At 73.2% G+C, this 14,923-nt stretch carries 15 protein-coding genes; 3 read left to right on the forward strand and 12 right to left on the reverse strand.

Annotated elements, in window-relative coordinates; genetic code table 11:
- Positions 1-180: 180 nt before the first annotated feature.
- The gene (locus AB0302_RS01670) at positions 181-1,308 is read right to left on the reverse strand and encodes a quinone-dependent dihydroorotate dehydrogenase (protein WP_366370335.1); all 1,128 of its coding nucleotides are present in this window, start codon (positions 1,306-1,308) and stop codon (positions 181-183) included.
- 79 nt (positions 1,309-1,387) lie between these two features.
- On the opposite strand from AB0302_RS01670, the gene AB0302_RS01675 reads away from it, so the two are divergent.
- Positions 1,388-2,452: an alpha/beta hydrolase gene (locus AB0302_RS01675; protein WP_366370336.1), complete on the forward strand. Its 1,065-nt coding sequence runs from the start codon at positions 1,388-1,390 to the stop codon at positions 2,450-2,452.
- Between the two features lie 10 nt (positions 2,453-2,462).
- Here AB0302_RS01675 and AB0302_RS01680 read toward each other — a convergent pair whose 3' ends face one another.
- The 11 genes from AB0302_RS01680 to hrcA form a co-directional block, all read right to left on the reverse strand.
- On the reverse strand, positions 2,463-3,284 hold the full coding sequence (locus AB0302_RS01680) for an isoprenyl transferase (protein ID WP_366370337.1): 822 nt from the start codon (positions 3,282-3,284) through the stop codon (positions 2,463-2,465).
- Entirely contained in the window at positions 3,281-4,120 is an 840-nt protein-coding gene (gene recO / locus AB0302_RS01685) for a DNA repair protein RecO (protein ID WP_366370338.1), read from the reverse strand. The genes AB0302_RS01680 and recO overlap by 4 nt, the downstream gene beginning before the upstream one ends.
- A 7-nt stretch (positions 4,121-4,127) precedes the next feature.
- On the reverse strand, positions 4,128-5,858 hold the full coding sequence (gene leuA, locus AB0302_RS01690) for a 2-isopropylmalate synthase (protein WP_366370339.1): 1,731 nt from the start codon (positions 5,856-5,858) through the stop codon (positions 4,128-4,130).
- Positions 5,859-6,003: 145 nt separating this feature from the next.
- A complete protein-coding gene (locus tag AB0302_RS01695; RefSeq protein ID WP_366370340.1) occupies positions 6,004-6,396 on the reverse strand; it encodes a hypothetical protein in 393 nt (130 codons plus the stop codon).
- Positions 6,397-6,566: 170 nt separating this feature from the next.
- Complete coding sequence (gene era, locus AB0302_RS01700) at positions 6,567-7,529, reverse strand: GTPase Era (protein ID WP_366370341.1); 963 nt, start codon at positions 7,527-7,529, stop codon at positions 6,567-6,569.
- A 72-nt stretch (positions 7,530-7,601) separates the two neighbouring features.
- Positions 7,602-8,936, reverse strand: coding sequence for a hemolysin family protein (locus AB0302_RS01705; protein WP_366370342.1), 1,335 nt, complete (start codon positions 8,934-8,936; stop codon positions 7,602-7,604).
- A gap of 11 nt (positions 8,937-8,947) precedes the next feature.
- Positions 8,948-9,421 carry an rRNA maturation RNase YbeY gene (gene ybeY / locus AB0302_RS01710; RefSeq protein WP_298711020.1) on the reverse strand — a complete coding sequence of 158 codons (474 nt, stop codon included), beginning with the start codon at positions 9,419-9,421 and terminating at the stop codon, positions 8,948-8,950.
- Positions 9,411-10,433 carry a PhoH family protein gene (locus tag AB0302_RS01715; protein WP_366370343.1) on the reverse strand — a complete coding sequence of 341 codons (1,023 nt, stop codon included), beginning with the start codon at positions 10,431-10,433 and terminating at the stop codon, positions 9,411-9,413. The genes ybeY and AB0302_RS01715 overlap by 11 nt, the downstream gene beginning before the upstream one ends.
- An 80-nt stretch (positions 10,434-10,513) precedes the next feature.
- A complete protein-coding gene (locus tag AB0302_RS01720) occupies positions 10,514-11,266 on the reverse strand; it encodes a 16S rRNA (uracil(1498)-N(3))-methyltransferase (protein WP_248115576.1) in 753 nt (250 codons plus the stop codon).
- Positions 11,263-12,390 carry a molecular chaperone DnaJ gene (gene dnaJ, locus AB0302_RS01725; protein ID WP_248115577.1) on the reverse strand — a complete coding sequence of 376 codons (1,128 nt, stop codon included), beginning with the start codon at positions 12,388-12,390 and terminating at the stop codon, positions 11,263-11,265. The genes AB0302_RS01720 and dnaJ overlap by 4 nt, the downstream gene beginning before the upstream one ends.
- Before the next feature lie 49 nt (positions 12,391-12,439).
- Complete coding sequence (gene hrcA, locus AB0302_RS01730; RefSeq protein ID WP_319074259.1) at positions 12,440-13,453, reverse strand: heat-inducible transcriptional repressor HrcA; 1,014 nt, start codon at positions 13,451-13,453, stop codon at positions 12,440-12,442.
- 78 nt (positions 13,454-13,531) lie between these two features.
- Between hrcA and AB0302_RS01735 the strand changes: the two genes are divergently transcribed.
- Positions 13,532-14,392 carry a DUF3097 domain-containing protein gene (locus tag AB0302_RS01735; RefSeq protein ID WP_319074257.1) on the forward strand — a complete coding sequence of 287 codons (861 nt, stop codon included), beginning with the start codon at positions 13,532-13,534 and terminating at the stop codon, positions 14,390-14,392.
- Between the two features lie 105 nt (positions 14,393-14,497).
- Entirely contained in the window at positions 14,498-14,908 is a 411-nt protein-coding gene (locus AB0302_RS01740; protein WP_298711033.1) for a DUF4870 domain-containing protein, read from the forward strand.
- Positions 14,909-14,923: the final 15 nt, after the last annotated feature.

Raw genomic sequence — 14,923 nt, forward strand, 5'->3', positions numbered from 1 at the left:
GGGCCTGACCCCGATGCAGTATCGGTGTCAGGCCCTCGGGGCCACGGCCCTGGCTACGCTGTAGAAACCAGTCCAACTTCCGGGGAGCAGTTCAGAGGGGCGCGGCGCCGTCGTCGTCCGGGTCTCGCACAGGCCGGGGCACCCCCGGGCTGCAGCGGTGCCGGCCTCGAGCCGGAGGGATCAGGCGCGCAGCGACCGGCCGAGACCGGCGGTGATCCGACCGGCCCAGAACGGCCCCTCGTAGAGGAACGCGGTGTAGCCCTGCACGAGCTGCGCCCCGGCGTCCAGGCGTTCGAGGACGTCGTCGGCGTCGGTCACACCGCCCACGCTGATGACCGCCGTCGCCGCGGGCAGGGCCGCGCGCAGGACCCGCAACACCTCGACGGAGCGCGCCGTGAGCGGGGCCCCGGAGAGGCCGCCCGCCCCGAGCGACTCCACGTGCGCCGCGTCCGCGGTGAGTCCGTCGCGCGTGATCGTGGTGTTGGTGGCGATCACGCCGTCGAGGCCCAGCCGGGCGGCCATGGCGGCCACCTCGCGCACGTCCTCGTCGGCGAGGTCCGGGGCGATCTTCACGGCGAGCGGCACGCGGCGCCCGGCGACGGCGCGGTCCGCCTCGTCCCGCACGGCGGCCAGCAGCGGCTCGAGCGCCGAGATCTCCTGCAGCTGCCGCAGGCCGGGTGTGTTGGGCGAGGAGACGTTCACCGCGAGGTAGTCCGCATGGGGGGCGAGCAGCCGCGTGGAGGCACGGTAGTCCTCGGCGGCGTCCTCGAGCGGCACCACCTTGGACTTGCCGATGTTCACGCCCAGGACGGGGCGCGCCTCGCCGAAGCGATGCTCCAGCGTGGCCCGCGTGCGCGCGAGGCGGGGCGCGACGGCGGCCGCGCCGTCGTTGTTGAACCCCATGCGGTTCACGAGCGCCCGGTCCTCGGGCAGGCGGAAGAGGCGGGGACGGGGATTGCCCGGCTGCGGCTGCGCCGTGATGGTGCCGACCTCGACGTGGCCGAAGCCGAGGTCCGCGAGGGCCGCCGTGCCGCGCCCCTCCTTGTCGAACCCGGCGGCGAGGCCGAAGGGCGTGGGGAACCGCAGCCCCATGACGGTGCGGGCGAGCAGCGGATCCGGCCGGAACGCGGAGCGGAGGGCGGCCGAGGCGCCGGTCCGCTCGGCGGCGCGGATCGCTTGGAAGCCGCGGTGGTGGGCGTCCTCCGCGTCCATGCCGGCGAACACGGCGCGGAAGAACCGCGGGTAGAGGCGCGGCGCGCGGGAGGTCAGGAGGGCGTCGATTCCGGTCTTCGGGTCGGGCAGCTGCATGCCGCCCATGATCGCACGGGCGGCTCCCCCCGGAGCGGCACCGACATCCCCGCCGGCCCCCCCTGCCTAGAGTGGAGCCATGTCCCCCGGCGACCCCGACTCCGCCCCTCCCACGTCGGACGACGTCGCCCTCCCCGCCGCCGGCCCGGACGCGACCCGCCCGGAAGCAGCCCTGCTCGAGGATGCCCCGGGCGGCGGATGGGTGCCGGACCTGATGGAGGGCTTCGAACGCCGGACCCTGGGGCTGGAGGTGGACGAACAAGGCCAGAACCTTGTCACAGTGGTCCGCCCGGGGGGCTCTCGGGGGGACGGGCGCCGCGCCGTCCTCGCCGTGCACGGCTGGAGCGACTACTTCTACAACGCCCCGCTGGCCCACGCGTTCGAGGAGGCCGGGTACGCCTTCCACGCGGTGGACCTGCGCCACTACGGCCGATCCCTGCGACCGGGGCAGACCCCCGGCTGGACGGATGACCTCGCCCGCTATGACGCCGACCTCGACGCCGCTCTCGCGGTGCTCGCCGAGGACCACCCGCTGCCGCCCGTGCTCCTGGCCCACTCCACGGGCGGGCTGATCGCCGCGCTCTGGGCGGACCGGCACCCCGGCCGGGCCGCCGCCCTCGTGCTCAACAGCCCGTGGCTCGAGATGCAGGGCAGCACGGGCGTGCGCCTCATGGCCAGGGCGGTGGTGGACCCCGTCTCGGCCCTGCAGCCGTACGCCATGCTCAAGCTCCCCCGAATAGACCACTACTGGCGCACTCTCTCGGACGCGGCGGACGGCGAGTGGGACCTGCATCCGCTCTGGCGGCCCCGGTGGGCCTTCGACGTGCCGGCGGCCTGGCTGGGCGCCGTCCTCGCCGGCCACCGGACGGTTGCCGCAGGGCTCGACGTCCGGGAGCCGGTCCTCGTGCACGTGGCCGGGCGGGGACATCGCGGCACGCGCTACGGGGAGGCCATGCGCTCGGCGGACATCGTGCTCAATCCGGTGAGCATGGCGCGCCGGGCCCTGCGGCTGGGCGACCGGGTCATGGTGCAGCGCCACCCGGACGCGCTGCACGACGTCTTCGCCTCCCCCGCTCCCGTCCGGCGGGCCGCCGCGGCGGAGACCCTGCGCTGGCTGTCGGCCTACGCGCCGCCGCGCGCGTGAGGCCCCGGGCTCAGCCCGCGCCGGGCGCGTCCACCGCACCGCCGTACCGCCGGTCGCGTCGGGCGTAGGCCTCGACGGCGTCCCACAGGGTGCGCCGGTCGACGTCGGGCCAGAGCACGTCCAGGAAGAGCAGCTCGGCGTAGGCCGACTGCCACAGGAGGTAGTTGGAGAGCCGCTGCTCCCCGGAGGTGCGCAGGAAGAGGTCCACGTCCGGGGTGACGTCGATCCCCCGCTCCCCCGCGCGGTAGGCCCGGTCGAGCCAGCGCGTGATGGTGTCCTCGCGGATGTCGCCGGGGCGCATCCGGCCAGCGGCGACCTCCTCGGCCAGGGCCTGGACGGCGTCGGTGATCTCCGCGCGTGAGCCGTAGTTGACGCACATGTGCAGCGTGGTGCCCGTGTTGTGCCGCGTGAGCTCCTCGGCCTCGCGCAGCTCCTTGATCACGGAGGTCCACAGCCGTGGCGCACGTCCGTTCCACCGGATCCGCACGTTCCATGAGTGCAGCGTGTCCCGCTGCCGACGCAGCACGTCCCGCGAGAACCCCATGAGGAAGCGCACCTCGTCCGGGGAGCGCTTCCAGTTCTCGGTGGAGAACGCATAGGCGGAGACGTGGCCGATCCCGAGGTCCACAGCCCCGGCGACGACGTCGAGCAACGCCGCCTCGCCGGCGCGGTGGCCATCGGTGCGCGGCAGGCCGCGCTGGTTGGCCCAGCGACCGTTGCCGTCCATCACGATCGCCACGTGGCGCGGGATGAAGCGCGGGTCGATCCGCGGGGCCGTGGCGCCCGACGGATGCGGCGGGGGCGTGAGGCAGGGGCTGGGCGAGACGGTCATGCGCTCCTCTCGGCTGGAGGCCGGGCGGGACGGGGCGGCGTCGGGCCTGTGATGCCCTGGTCCAGGACGGACAGGGAGACGAGCCGCCGCTCGGCGTGGTACTGCAGGTAAGCGGACACGATACCGGCCGCCTCCTGCTGCGCGGTCTCCCCCGCGGCGTCCACGACGTCCCAGTCCCCCTGCGCGAGCGCGCCGAGCAGGGCCAGCGTCTCCGGAGCCGGGTGGGTGGAGCCGGGAGGCCGGCAGTGCAGGCACACCGCCCCGCCGAGGCCGACGTTCACCGCGGCGTGGGGGCCGGGCCGGCCGCAGCGCGCGCACGCCGAGAACGACGGCGCCCAGCCGGCCTGGGCGAGGGACCGCAGCACGAACGAGTGGAGGATCATCCGCGGGGCGTGGGCCCGGCGTGCCAGCGCCGCCACGGCCCCGTGGAAGAGGCGGTACTGGGCCGCCCGCCCGACGTCGTCGACCGCGGCGATCCGCTGGACCGTCTCAGCGAGCGCGGCGGCGGCGGTGAAGGCGTCGTAGTCCGCGGCGAGCGCGCTGCCGTAGGGGTGGAGCAGCTGCGCCTGTGTGATCGTCTGCAGCTCGCCCCGGCCGCGCGCCATCTGGAGGGTGGAGTGCATGAAGGGCTCCACCACGGAGCCGAAGCGCGACGACGCCTTCCGCACGCCCTTGGCGACGGCGCGCACGATCCCGTGCTCGGGGGTGAGGGCCTCGACGATCCGGTCGGCCTCCCCCAGGTCCCGGGTGCGCAGCACGATGGCCTCGGTGCGATACGAGTTCGCCGCGAAGCCGCCGTGCCGCGCCCCCGAGGAGCGCCGGGTGGAGCCGGTCACCCGATCATCATGCCCGCATGGCGCGGTTGACCGCCGAGACGAGGGCCTTGAGGGAGGCCGTCGTCGTGTTGTGGTCCAGGCCGACGCCCCACAGGACGCGGTCGCCGACCGCCGCCTCGACGTACGCGGCGGCCATGGCGGAACCGCCTTCGGAGAGGGCGTGCTCGGTGTAGTCGAGCACCCGGACGTCCGTGCCGTCCTGGGCGAGGATGGCGAGGAAGGCGTCGATCGGGCCGTTGCCCGTGGCAGTGCGGGTCTCCACCCGGCCGTCGACGGCGAGCTCGACGGTCATGCGGAAGCCGCCGTCCTCGTCCGAGGCGGACTCCACGGAGCCGATCCGGTAGCGGCCCCAGCGGTCCGCGGCGTCCTCGGCGGGCAGGTACTCGTCCTGGAAGACCTTCCAGAGGTCGGCGCCCGAGACCTCGCCGCCCTGGGCGTCGGCGAGCTCCTGGATGACGTGGGAGAACTCGATCTGCGCCCGGCGCGGCAGGTCCAGCTTGTGCTCGGACTTGAGCAGGTAGGCCACGCCGCCCTTGCCGGACTGCGAGTTCACGCGGATCACGGCCTCGTAGGAGCGGCCGATGTCCCGCGGGTCGATCGGCAGGTACGGGACGCCCCACTCGAGCTCGTCCACGTGGGTCCCGGCCTCGGCGGCGCGGCGCTCCATGTCCTCGAAGCCCTTCTTGATGGCGTCCTGGTGGGAGCCGGAGAAGGCGGTGAACACGAGGTCGCCGCCCCAGGGGGCACGCTCGGGGACGGGGAGCTGGTTGCAGTACTCCACGGTGCGGCGGATGTGGTCCATGTCCGAGAAGTCGATCATCGGGTCGATCCCCTGGGAGAAGAGGTTCATGCCCAGGGTCACGAGGTCCACGTTGCCCGTGCGCTCGCCGTTGCCGAAGAGGCAGCCCTCGATCCGGTCCGCGCCGGCCAGGTAGCCCAGCTCGGCGGCGGCGACGCCGGTTCCGCGGTCGTTGTGGGGGTGCAGGGAGAGGATGACGGCGTCCCGGTGCTCGAGATTCCGGTGCATCCACTCGATGGAGTCCGCGTACACGTTGGGGGTGGCCATCTCCACGGTGGCGGGCAGGTTGAGGATCATCTTGCGATCCGTGGACACCTCGAGGACGGTGGCGACCTCGTCCGAGATGCGCCGGGCGAACTCCAGCTCGGTGCCCGTGTAGGACTCCGGCGAGTACTCGTAGGTGATCTCGGTGCCGGAGAGCTGCTCCTCGAACTTCTTCACCAGGCGCGCGCCGGAGGTGGCGATGTCCACGATGCCGTCCTCGTCCTGGCGGAAGACGACGCGCCGCTGCAGCACGGAGGTGGAGTTGTAGAGGTGCACGATGGCCCGGTCGGCACCCTCGAGCGACTCGAAGGTGCGCTCGATCAGGTGCTCGCGGGCCTGCGTGAGGACCTGGATGGTGACGTCGTCCGGGATGTGGTCGCCCTCGATCAGGCGGCGCACGAAGTCGTAGTCGGTCTGGGACGCGGAGGGGAAGCCGACCTCGATCTCCTTGTAGCCCATCTGCACGAGGAGCTGGAACATCCGCAGCTTGCGGTCCGGGCCCATGGGGTCGATGAGCGCCTGGTTGCCGTCGCGCAGGTCCACGGCGCACCAGCGGGGCGCCTCGGTGATGACCTTGTCCGGCCACGTGCGGTCCGGCAGGTGCACCTGGATCTGCTCGTGGTACGGCACGTACTTGCCGTGCTTCATGCCCGAGGGCTGCTGCAGATTGCGCATGGGCGCGTCACCTCTTCCTGTGCGACGGCGGGGATGGAGCCGCCGACGCGTCGACTGTCCGGGCCGGGGTGTCCAGGATGGACCGGGCTTCTCCCCTATTCCATACCCTCCCGACGCGCGGGGCGGTCAGGTGACCCGATGCGTCTCACCTGGTGGGCGCGGAGGTTACGACACCGGTTGCAGATTTCCCGCCATTGATGGCGATGCTTCCCACGGTCATGTTGTAGGACCGCGCGACATCGCTCGGGGCCGAGGGGTTCCCGTAGGTCTGCCCATTCACGACACCCTGGGTGGTCACCGTGACGGTATAGGTCTTCCCGGTTGTCGAGGTGGCGCGGAACGTGGCCTTTGTGCCGTCGGTGGAGATCAGGCTCGTCTGGGTGGGCACCGCGTACGTGCACGCGGTGCCGGAGATCGCGTACGAAGGCGCCGCGGCGACCATGGCCGCCGATGGCACGGACCAGGCCAGGCCCTTGGTGACGTTGCGACGGGAGACGGGGGCTGCGGACAGGGTGTGGGTGCTCTCGGCAGAAGCCATGGGGTCCTCTGGTCGACGACGCCATCGGGACTGGGCTGAGAGCTCGATGCCCCACGGACCCACGCCACGCACAGGAGCACGACGGTGAGAAGGCGGGACGCCTCGGTGGATTGTTGAACAACTACGGTACTACCAGCGGGTAACCCACACCCAACGGGAGTCTGTGACTGTCACATGCCCAGACGATGGAGATGCTTGGGATCCCTCTGCCAATCCTTCGCGACCTTCACCCTCAGGTCCAGGTGCACCGGCGTGCCCAGCATCTTCTCGATCCCCTTGCGGGCGTCGGAGCCGATCTGCCGCAGTCGGGAGCCGCCCTTGCCGATGATGATCCCCTTCTGCGAGTCGCGCTCCACGTACACGTTCGCGTAGACGTCCAGCAGTGGCCGGTCCGCTGGCCTCCCCTCGCGGGGGTTCATCTCCTCCACCACCACGGCCACCGAGTGCGGCAGCTCGTCCCGGACGTCCTCCAGGGCCGCCTCGCGGATCAGCTCGGCCACCATGATCACCTCGGGCTCGTCCGTCAGCTCGCCGTCGGGGTACAGCGGCGGCCCCTCGGGCAGCAGCTCCGCCAGGACGGTCTCCACGTCCTCCACCTGGCGGCCCGCCACCGCGGAGACCGGCACCACCGCGGCGAAGCCCTTCCCGCCGTTCTCCGGGCCGAGCACCTCGTCGCCCAGCGCGGTGACGGCCAGCAGCTGCTCGGCCACCTGCGCCGGGTCGGTCTTGTCCGTCTTGGTCACGATCGCCACCACGGGCGTCCGGCGCAGGGCGGCCAGCTGCTGGGCGATGAAGCGGTCCCCCGGGCCGATCTTCTCGTCGGCGGGCAGGCAGAAGCCCACCACGTCCACCTCGGAGAGCGTCTCCTGCACCAGGGCGTTGAGCCGCTCGCCCAGCAGGGTCCGAGGGCGGTGCAGGCCGGGGGTGTCCACCAACACGAGCTGGAAGTCCGGCCGGTGCACGATCCCGCGGATGGTGTGCCGCGTCGTCTGCGGCTTGGAGGAGGTGATGGCCACCTTCTCCCCCACGAGCGCGTTGGTGAGCGTGGACTTGCCGGCGTTCGGCCGCCCCACGAGGCAGGCGAAGCCGGAGCGGTGGCCCTCCGGGACGAGCGGGGGCAGCAGGGAGGTCATGGGGATCCTTCGGGTCGGGCCGCGCGGTCGCCCGGCCATGGCGCTCGGCCCCGTCACGCGAGGCCGAGGGGTTCAGTGGGCGGCAGGGTCCACCGCGGTGGAGCCGTGCGGCTCCTCGTCACGGCGACGTACACGCGGGGGGCGGCCCTCGGTCTCGATCACGCGCAGCCGGTCCACGCGGTTGCGGCGCGGCTCGAGCGCGGCGGCGACGATGACGAGACCCTGGACGGTGACCTGGGAGCCGCGGATCGGCACGCGGCCGAGCTCCTTGGCCAGGAGGCCGCCCACGGTGTCGACGTCGTCGTCCTCGTGATCCTCCGGCTCGGGGAGGTCGAACTCCTCGCGGAAGTCCCCGATGCCCATGCGGGCGTCCACCGAGTACACGCCGGGCTCGATCACCTCGACCTCGGGGCGGTCCGGGAGGTCGTCCTCGTCGTAGATCTCGCCGACGATCTCCTCGATGAGGTCCTCCAGGGTCACGAGCCCGGCGGTGCCGCCGTACTCGTCCACCACGATGGCCACATGTGTCGACTCGCGCTGCAGCTCCTGCAGCAGGCCGGCCACCGACTTGGAGTCCGGGACGAAGCGCACGTCCCGCATCCATCCGGTCACGGGATCGCCCGAGGCCGCGCCCTCGTGGTGGAGGGCCCGGGTGACGTCCTTGAGGTAGAGCATGCCCCGCACGTCGTCGGCGTCCTCGCCGATCACCGGCACGCGGGAGCAGCCCGAGCGCAGGAAGAGGTCCATGGACTGGGCGAGGGTGTGGTCGTCGTCGATCGTGACGACGTCGGTGCGCGGCACCATGACGGAGCGGACGATCGTGTCGTTCATGGAGAACACGGACTGGATGAGCTCGGCCTCGGAGTCGGCCAGCACGTCCGCGTCGTGAGCGCGCGCCACGACTTCCCGGAGGTGACGCTCCTCGAAGTCGTCCTCCTCGTTCACCTCGTCGTCCCCCCGGCGGCGGTCCTGGCCGAGCCGCGTGCCGATCGGACCGAGGGCGCGCCGCAGACCCCACACGAGGCCTGCGGTGCGGCGGGCGACGGCGGTCTCGTTGCGGGAGCCGATCGGCCGCGGGCTCCACACGCCCAGCAGGGCGGCCGTCGCCACGAGCACGAGGGCGGCCACCCCGACGGCGGCCCACACGCCCTCCAGCACCCACACGGCAGCGGCCGTCAGGCACACGGCGCCGAGCGCCTCGGTGATGAACCGCCACACGCGCAGGGCGCCGAGGTGCGCGTCCCGTTCCGCCGTCACCTCGAGGATGCGGGACCGGGGATGCTCGCGGAGGACCTCCTCGGCCTCGCGGCGCGAGATGTACGTGAGGGCGGAGTCGGCGAGGGCGAGCACCCACGTGAAGGCGATGAAGACGACGAAGAGCGCGGCGAGTGCGACGGGGGTGAACATGGCGGGCGGGATCAGTCCTCGATGGTGGGGGCCGGGGCGGGGCGGCCGAGGAACTCGCTCACGAGCCGGTCCTGGAGCTCGAACATCTCGACGCGGTCCTCCTCGTCCATGTGGTCGTAGCCCAGCAGGTGGAGCATGCCGTGCGTCAGCAGCAGCATCAGCTCGTCGTCGCGGGTGTGCCCGCCGCGCGCGGCCTGCTCGGCCGCCACCTCGGGGCACAGCACGACGTCGCCGAGCACGCCCTCGCTCGGCGCCTCGGGGGCGCCGGGGGTGATCTCGTCCATCGGCAGGCTCATGACGTCCGTGGGCCCGGGCAGGTCCATCCACTCCTCGTGGAGCTGGGCCATCCGGTCCGCGTCCACCACGGTCACGGCGGTCTCGGCCAGCTCGTGGACGTGCAGCCGCGCGTAGACGTGGCGGGCCATGCCCAGCAGGTCCCGCTCCGGGACGTCGATCCCGGACTCGTTGACGATCTCAATGGCCACGGCCGCGGCGTCCCTTCGTCGTGGTCCGCGCGTCGGCGGCTCCCTGGTGGTCGTAGGCGTCCACGATCGCGCTGACGAGGGCGTGGCGCACGACGTCGGAGGAGTCGAACCGGACCATCTCGATCCCGTCCACCCCCTCGAGCACGTCCACGGCCTCGGCCAGGCCGGAGGTGACACCCCGGGGCAGGTCCACCTGGGAGGTGTCCCCCGTGATCACCATCCGGGCGCCGAAGCCCAGGCGGGTGAGGAACATCTTCATCTGCTCGCCCGTGGTGTTCTGCGCCTCGTCGAGGATCACGAACGCGTCGTTCAGGGTGCGGCCGCGCATGTACGCCAGCGGGGCCACCTCGATCACGCCGGACTCCATGAGCCGCGGAATCGACTCCGGCTCGATCATGTCGTGCAGCGCGTCGTAGAGCGGGCGCAGGTAGGGGTCGATCTTCTCGTTGAGTCCGCCCGGCAGGAAGCCGAGCCGCTCCCCGGCCTCGACGGCCGGGCGGGTCAGGATGATCCGCGTGACCTCCTTGGCCTGGAGGGCCTGCACGGCCTTGGCCATGGCCAGGTAGGTCTTGCCGGTGCCGGCCGGGCCGAGCCCGAACACCACGGTGGAGCGGTCGATCGCCTCGACGTAGTCCTGCTGGTGGAGCGTCTTGGCGCGGATCTTGCGGCCGCGGCCGGAGAGGATCGAGTCCAGGTGCAGGGCGCCGGCGCCCACGCGGCCTCCGCGGACGAGGTTCACCACCTGCTCCATCACCTCGGGGGTGACGGCGGCGTCACGGCGTGCGATGGAGCGCAGGTCCTCCACGACGCGGCGCACCGCGGCGACGTCCGGCGCGGGACCGGAGAGGTCGAGCCGCTGGTCCCGCACGGACAGGCCCACCGCCGGGAACACGCCGCCGAGGATGCGCAGCAGGGCGTCCTGGGGACCGAAGGCGCGGACCATGAGGTCGGCGGTCTCGAACTGGACGGACTCCTCTGCGGAGTCCGGGGGGAGGACGGCGGGAACGGTCACGAGGGGCGGATCACCTGTTCGGTCGGGGGCGGGATGCTCGGGTCCAGTCTAGGCGGACGGCCGGGCGCGGGACGGGCCCCTCACCAGCGGCCGAGCCGGTGCTCGAGTACGGCCAGTGCGGCGGGGCCGGCCGTCGAGGCGCGCAGCACGTGGGGTCCGAGCCGCACCGGGTGCGCCCCGGCGTCCCGGCACGCGTCCAGCTCGGCGGGCGAGATCCCGCCCTCCGGGCCGACCAGCACGGCGATCTCCTCGGCCCCGGCCCACGCGGCCTCCGGAAGGGCACCCAGCCCGTCCGCGGCGTCCTCGTGGAGCACGAGGAGCACGCGTCCCTCCCGCGCCAGGGACGCCGCGCCCGTGCCGGAGACGGGCTCGCGCACCTCGGGCACCCGCGCCCGGCGGGCCTGCTTGGCCGCGGCGTGGGCGGTGTCGGCCCACTTCTGCCGGGCCTTGGCGGCCTTGGGACCCTTCCACCGCACGATCGAGCGCTCCGCCTCCCACGGGACCACGGCGTGGACCCCGAGCTCCACGGCCGCCTGGACCGCCATGAGGTCGCGGTCACCCTTGGCCAGGGCCTGGACGAGAACGAGGCGCGGCGCGGGATCGGGCTCCTCGTCCACCTCGTCGAGCCGCACGTCGACGGCGTCGGGGGAGGCGGCCAGCACCGTCCCGTGGCCGCGGCGGCCGGAGCCGTCCGCCACGAGCACGGACTCCCCCGGGGCAAGGCGCATCGCGGCGGCGGCGTGCCGGGCCTCGGAGCCCGTGAGGGTCACGGTGGCCCCGGCGGCCGCTCCCTCGAGCGCCCCCGCCGCCAGGTGGAACAGCGGCGCGGTCACAGGTTCTTCAGGTTCTCCCGCAGGCGGGCGAACACGCCCCGCTGCTGCGGGGCGCCGTGGACCACGTCCTCGCCGCGGATCTCGGCCAGGCGCGTGAGGAGCTCGCGCTCCTCGCCGGTGATGTCCGTGGGGGTGGTGACGACCACGTCCACCTTGAGGTCGCCGCGACCGGAGCCGCGCAGCCGGCCCACGCCGAGGCCGTGCAGCGTCTCCACGTGCCCGGACTGGGTGCCCGGCTCCAGGGTCACGCTCTGCTTGCCGTCCAGGGTGTCGAGGGTGATGCTCGTCCCGAGGGCGGCGGCGGCCATCGGGACCGTCACGGTGGTGGCCAGGTGGTCGCCCTCGCGGCGGAAGACGGGGTCCGGGCGCACGGCGATCTCCACGTAGAGGTCGCCGTTCGGGCCGCCGGCGGGGCCGGCCTCTCCGCGGCCGGCGAGGTGGATGCGGGTGCCGTCGTCCACGCCGGCGGGGATGCGCAGGGTGAGGGGGCGCTCCGTGCGCACTCGTCCCTGGCCCGAGCACTCGGTGCAGGGGGTGGGGATCACGGTGCCGAAGCCGCGGCACGCCGGGCACGCCTCGGTGGCCATCACGGTGCCGAGCATCGAGCGCATCGGCCGCTGCACCATGCCGCGGCCGTGGCAGGTCTCGCAGGTCTCGGGGTCGGTGCCGGGCTCGCAGCACGAGCCCTCGCATCGCTCGCAGCGCACGGCCGTGTCCAGGTGGAGGGTCTGCTCGCTGCCGAACACGGCGTCCTTGAGGTCGATCTGCGCGGTGACGAGCGCGTCCTGGCCCCGGCGCGTCCGGCTCGCGGGGCCCCGGCCGGCGCCGCCCGCCGCGGACATGAAGGTCTCGAAGATGTCGGCGAAGCCGCCACCGCCAAAGCCGCCGAAGCCGCCGCCGAACCCGGCGGAGCCGTTCTCGTTGCCGGTGGTGTCGTAGCTGCGGCGCTTGTCCTCGTCCGAGAGGACCTCGTAGGCGTGGGAGATGCGCTTGAACTGCTCCGCGGCCTCCGGGCTGGGGTTCACGTCCGGGTGGTGGGTGCGCGCCAGCTTGCGGTACGCGCGGCGGATCTCCTCGGTGCTGGCGTCGCGGCTGACGCCGAGGGTCTCGTAGTGGTCGGACACGGTGGGGGCACTTCCTTCGCGGGGGTCGGGGTCGACGCGGGCGTCGAGGTCAGGGGGTGAGGATGCGGGAGAGGTAGCGGGCGATCGCGCGGACGGAGGCCATGGTGCCGGGGTAGTCCATGCGCGTGGGGCCCACCACGCCCACCTTGGCGACGGCGCCCGGCCCATAGGCGGCGGCCACCACGGAGGTGTCCGCGAGCGAGCCGGCGTTCTCGGAGCCGATCCGCACGGACACCCCGTGCGCGTCCTGCTCCATCTCCGTGAGCAGGCGCAGCAGCACCACCTGCTCCTCGAGGGCCTCCAGGATCGGTCCGATCGAGGCGCCGAAGTCCCCCGTGGAGCGGGCCAGGTTGGCGGTGCCCGCCATGACGATCCGGTCCTGTCGGCCCGCCTCCAGGAGGCTGCGCACCGCGCTGACGAGCGCGTCCGCCGTGGGACGCTGCTCCGGCGGCACACCCGTGACGGCTGCGTCCAGCAGGGCGGCGGCCTGCCCAGCCCCTCGGCCGATCATCGCCTGGAGCAGGAGCAGGCGCAGCGCGGCGAGGTCCTCCTCCGCCACGAGACGCTCGAGTGGGACCACCCGCTGGTCCACCCGGCCGGTGGAGAGGATGAGCACGGCGAGCACGCGCGTGGGCGTCAGGGAGACGAGCTCGAGGTGGCGCACGGTCGAGCCGTCCTCGTGCGGGAACTGGGCGACGGCCACCTGGTGGGTCAGCTGGGCGAGGAGGCGCACGGTGGCCTCCATCATGTGCTCCGTGTCCTGCTCCGAGTCCAGCAGTGCCTGCACGGCTCGGCGCTCGGCCGGAGAGAGGGGCTTGACCTCGGAGATGCGGTCCACGAACACGCGGTAGCCCTTGTCCGTGGGCACCCGCCCCGCGGAGGTGTGGGGGGCCACGATCAGGCCCTCCTCCTCGAGGGCGGCCATGTCGTTGCGCACCGTGGCCGAGGAGACGCCCAGCGCGTGACGCTCGACGATGGCCTTGGAGCCCACGGGCTCGCTGAGGGCCACGTAGTCCTCCACGATGGCCTGGAGCACCTGCAGTCGGCGCGGCTGCTCCGTCATGACGGTCTCCTTCCCTCCGATGTCTGGCACTCGCCACATCCAAGTGCCAATCCTACCGCCCTTGGTACCGTGCCCGACATGGACTGGAGCACGTGGGGCCCCGCGGGCCACGATTCCCTGACCCGACCGCCGGCGCGGCGCACCCCCGAGGTGCCGGCCTCCCCCGGCGTCGTGGTGGAGGACGTCGGCTCGGGGTTCACCGGCGCCGTCGTGCGCACGGAGCGCTCCGGCGGCGTGCACGTGGTGGTCCTGGAGGATCGCCGCGGCGTCCGCCGCTCCTTCCCCCTGGGCGGCGGATTCTGGATCGACGGCGAGCCCGTCACCCTCACCCCTGCGACGACGACGGCGTCGCGCGCGCCCGCCCGGACGGCGTCGGGATCCCGCCGCGTGGAGGGGGTCCGGGCGCGCACCGCCCGCGCGTCGCGGATCTGGGTGGAGGGCGTGCACGACGCCGAGCTCGTCGAGAAGGTCTGGGGCGAGGACCTGCGCCTCGAGGGGATCGTCGTGGAGCCGCTGCACGGCGTGGACGACCTGGCCGGGGCGATCCGTGAGTTCTCCCCCGGCCCCCGGCGCCGCCTGGGCATCCTCGTGGACCACCTCGTGACGGGCTCGAAGGAGGAGCGGATCGCCGCGGAGGCGATGCGGGTGCCCGGAGCGGCCGGCAACGTGCTCATCCTGGGCCACCCCTACGTGGACGTCTGGCAGGTCGTCAAGCCCGCCGTGCTCGGCATCGAGGCCTGGCCCGTGGTCCCGCGCGGCCAGGACTGGAAGACCGGCGTGCTGAAGGGCCTGGGCTGGCCCCACGGCACGAAGGAGGCCACCGGACTGGGCTGGAAGCGGCTGCTCTCCCACGTCACCACGTACGCGGACCTCGAGCCGTCCCTGCTGGGCCGGGTCGAGGAGCTCATCGACTTCCTCACCGCGGAGGACCGTGGCTGAGCACGCCGGGGCGCCGGCTCCGCCTCCCGTCGCCGCGCTACACTGATCGGGCCCCGCGCCCGCCCCGTGCGGCCGGGACCTTGCCGCCCCTCAGGAGGATCCGCCGTGAACACCACCCCGCCGCAGACCGGCCAGCCCCGTGCCGCGGCCTGGGTGGCTTCCGCCGGCACCGAGGGCGGACCCCTCAGCGCGAAGCAGGACCGAGACCGCGCCGCCTTCGGGCACCTGAGCGTGGCGCTGGGATGTCTCGGACCGCTGCTCGTGTGGCTGCGCTACCGTGACCGCGGACCGTTCACCGCTCAGGAGGCCAAGGAGGCGCTGAACTTCTCCGTGCCGCCCACGCTGCTGGTGGTGCTCTTCCTGCTCCTGGGCGCCCTCCCGGTCATCGGGCCGATTCTCGCGATCCTCGGCGCCCTCACCTGGGTGGCCATGTCCTGCTACGGCGTCATGGGGGCCGCGAACGTGTCGAAGGGCCGCCCCTTCCGCTACCCGTTCAACCTGCGCGTCCTGCGCTGAGCCGCACCGCGCTCG

Origin of the sequence: Micrococcus sp. NPDC078436 (assembly GCF_040702705.1) — a bacterium.
Taxonomy (GTDB): domain Bacteria; phylum Actinomycetota; class Actinomycetes; order Actinomycetales; family Micrococcaceae; genus Micrococcus.

Coding starts and splice junctions, on each gene's coding strand:
- AB0302_RS01670 (WP_366370335.1), bottom strand. CDS start 1,308: ATGCAGCTGCCCGACCCGAAGACCGGAATCGACGCCCTCCTGACCTCC.
- AB0302_RS01675 (WP_366370336.1), top strand. CDS start 1,388: ATGTCCCCCGGCGACCCCGACTCCGCCCCTCCCACGTCGGACGACGTC.
- AB0302_RS01680 (WP_366370337.1), bottom strand. CDS start 3,284: ATGACCGTCTCGCCCAGCCCCTGCCTCACGCCCCCGCCGCATCCGTCG.
- leuA (WP_366370339.1), bottom strand. CDS start 5,858: ATGCGCAATCTGCAGCAGCCCTCGGGCATGAAGCACGGCAAGTACGTG.
- AB0302_RS01695 (WP_366370340.1), bottom strand. CDS start 6,396: ATGGCTTCTGCCGAGAGCACCCACACCCTGTCCGCAGCCCCCGTCTCC.
- era (WP_366370341.1), bottom strand. CDS start 7,529: ATGACCTCCCTGCTGCCCCCGCTCGTCCCGGAGGGCCACCGCTCCGGC.
- AB0302_RS01705 (WP_366370342.1), bottom strand. CDS start 8,936: ATGTTCACCCCCGTCGCACTCGCCGCGCTCTTCGTCGTCTTCATCGCC.
- hrcA (WP_319074259.1), bottom strand. CDS start 13,453: ATGACGGAGCAGCCGCGCCGACTGCAGGTGCTCCAGGCCATCGTGGAG.
- AB0302_RS01735 (WP_319074257.1), top strand. CDS start 13,532: ATGGACTGGAGCACGTGGGGCCCCGCGGGCCACGATTCCCTGACCCGA.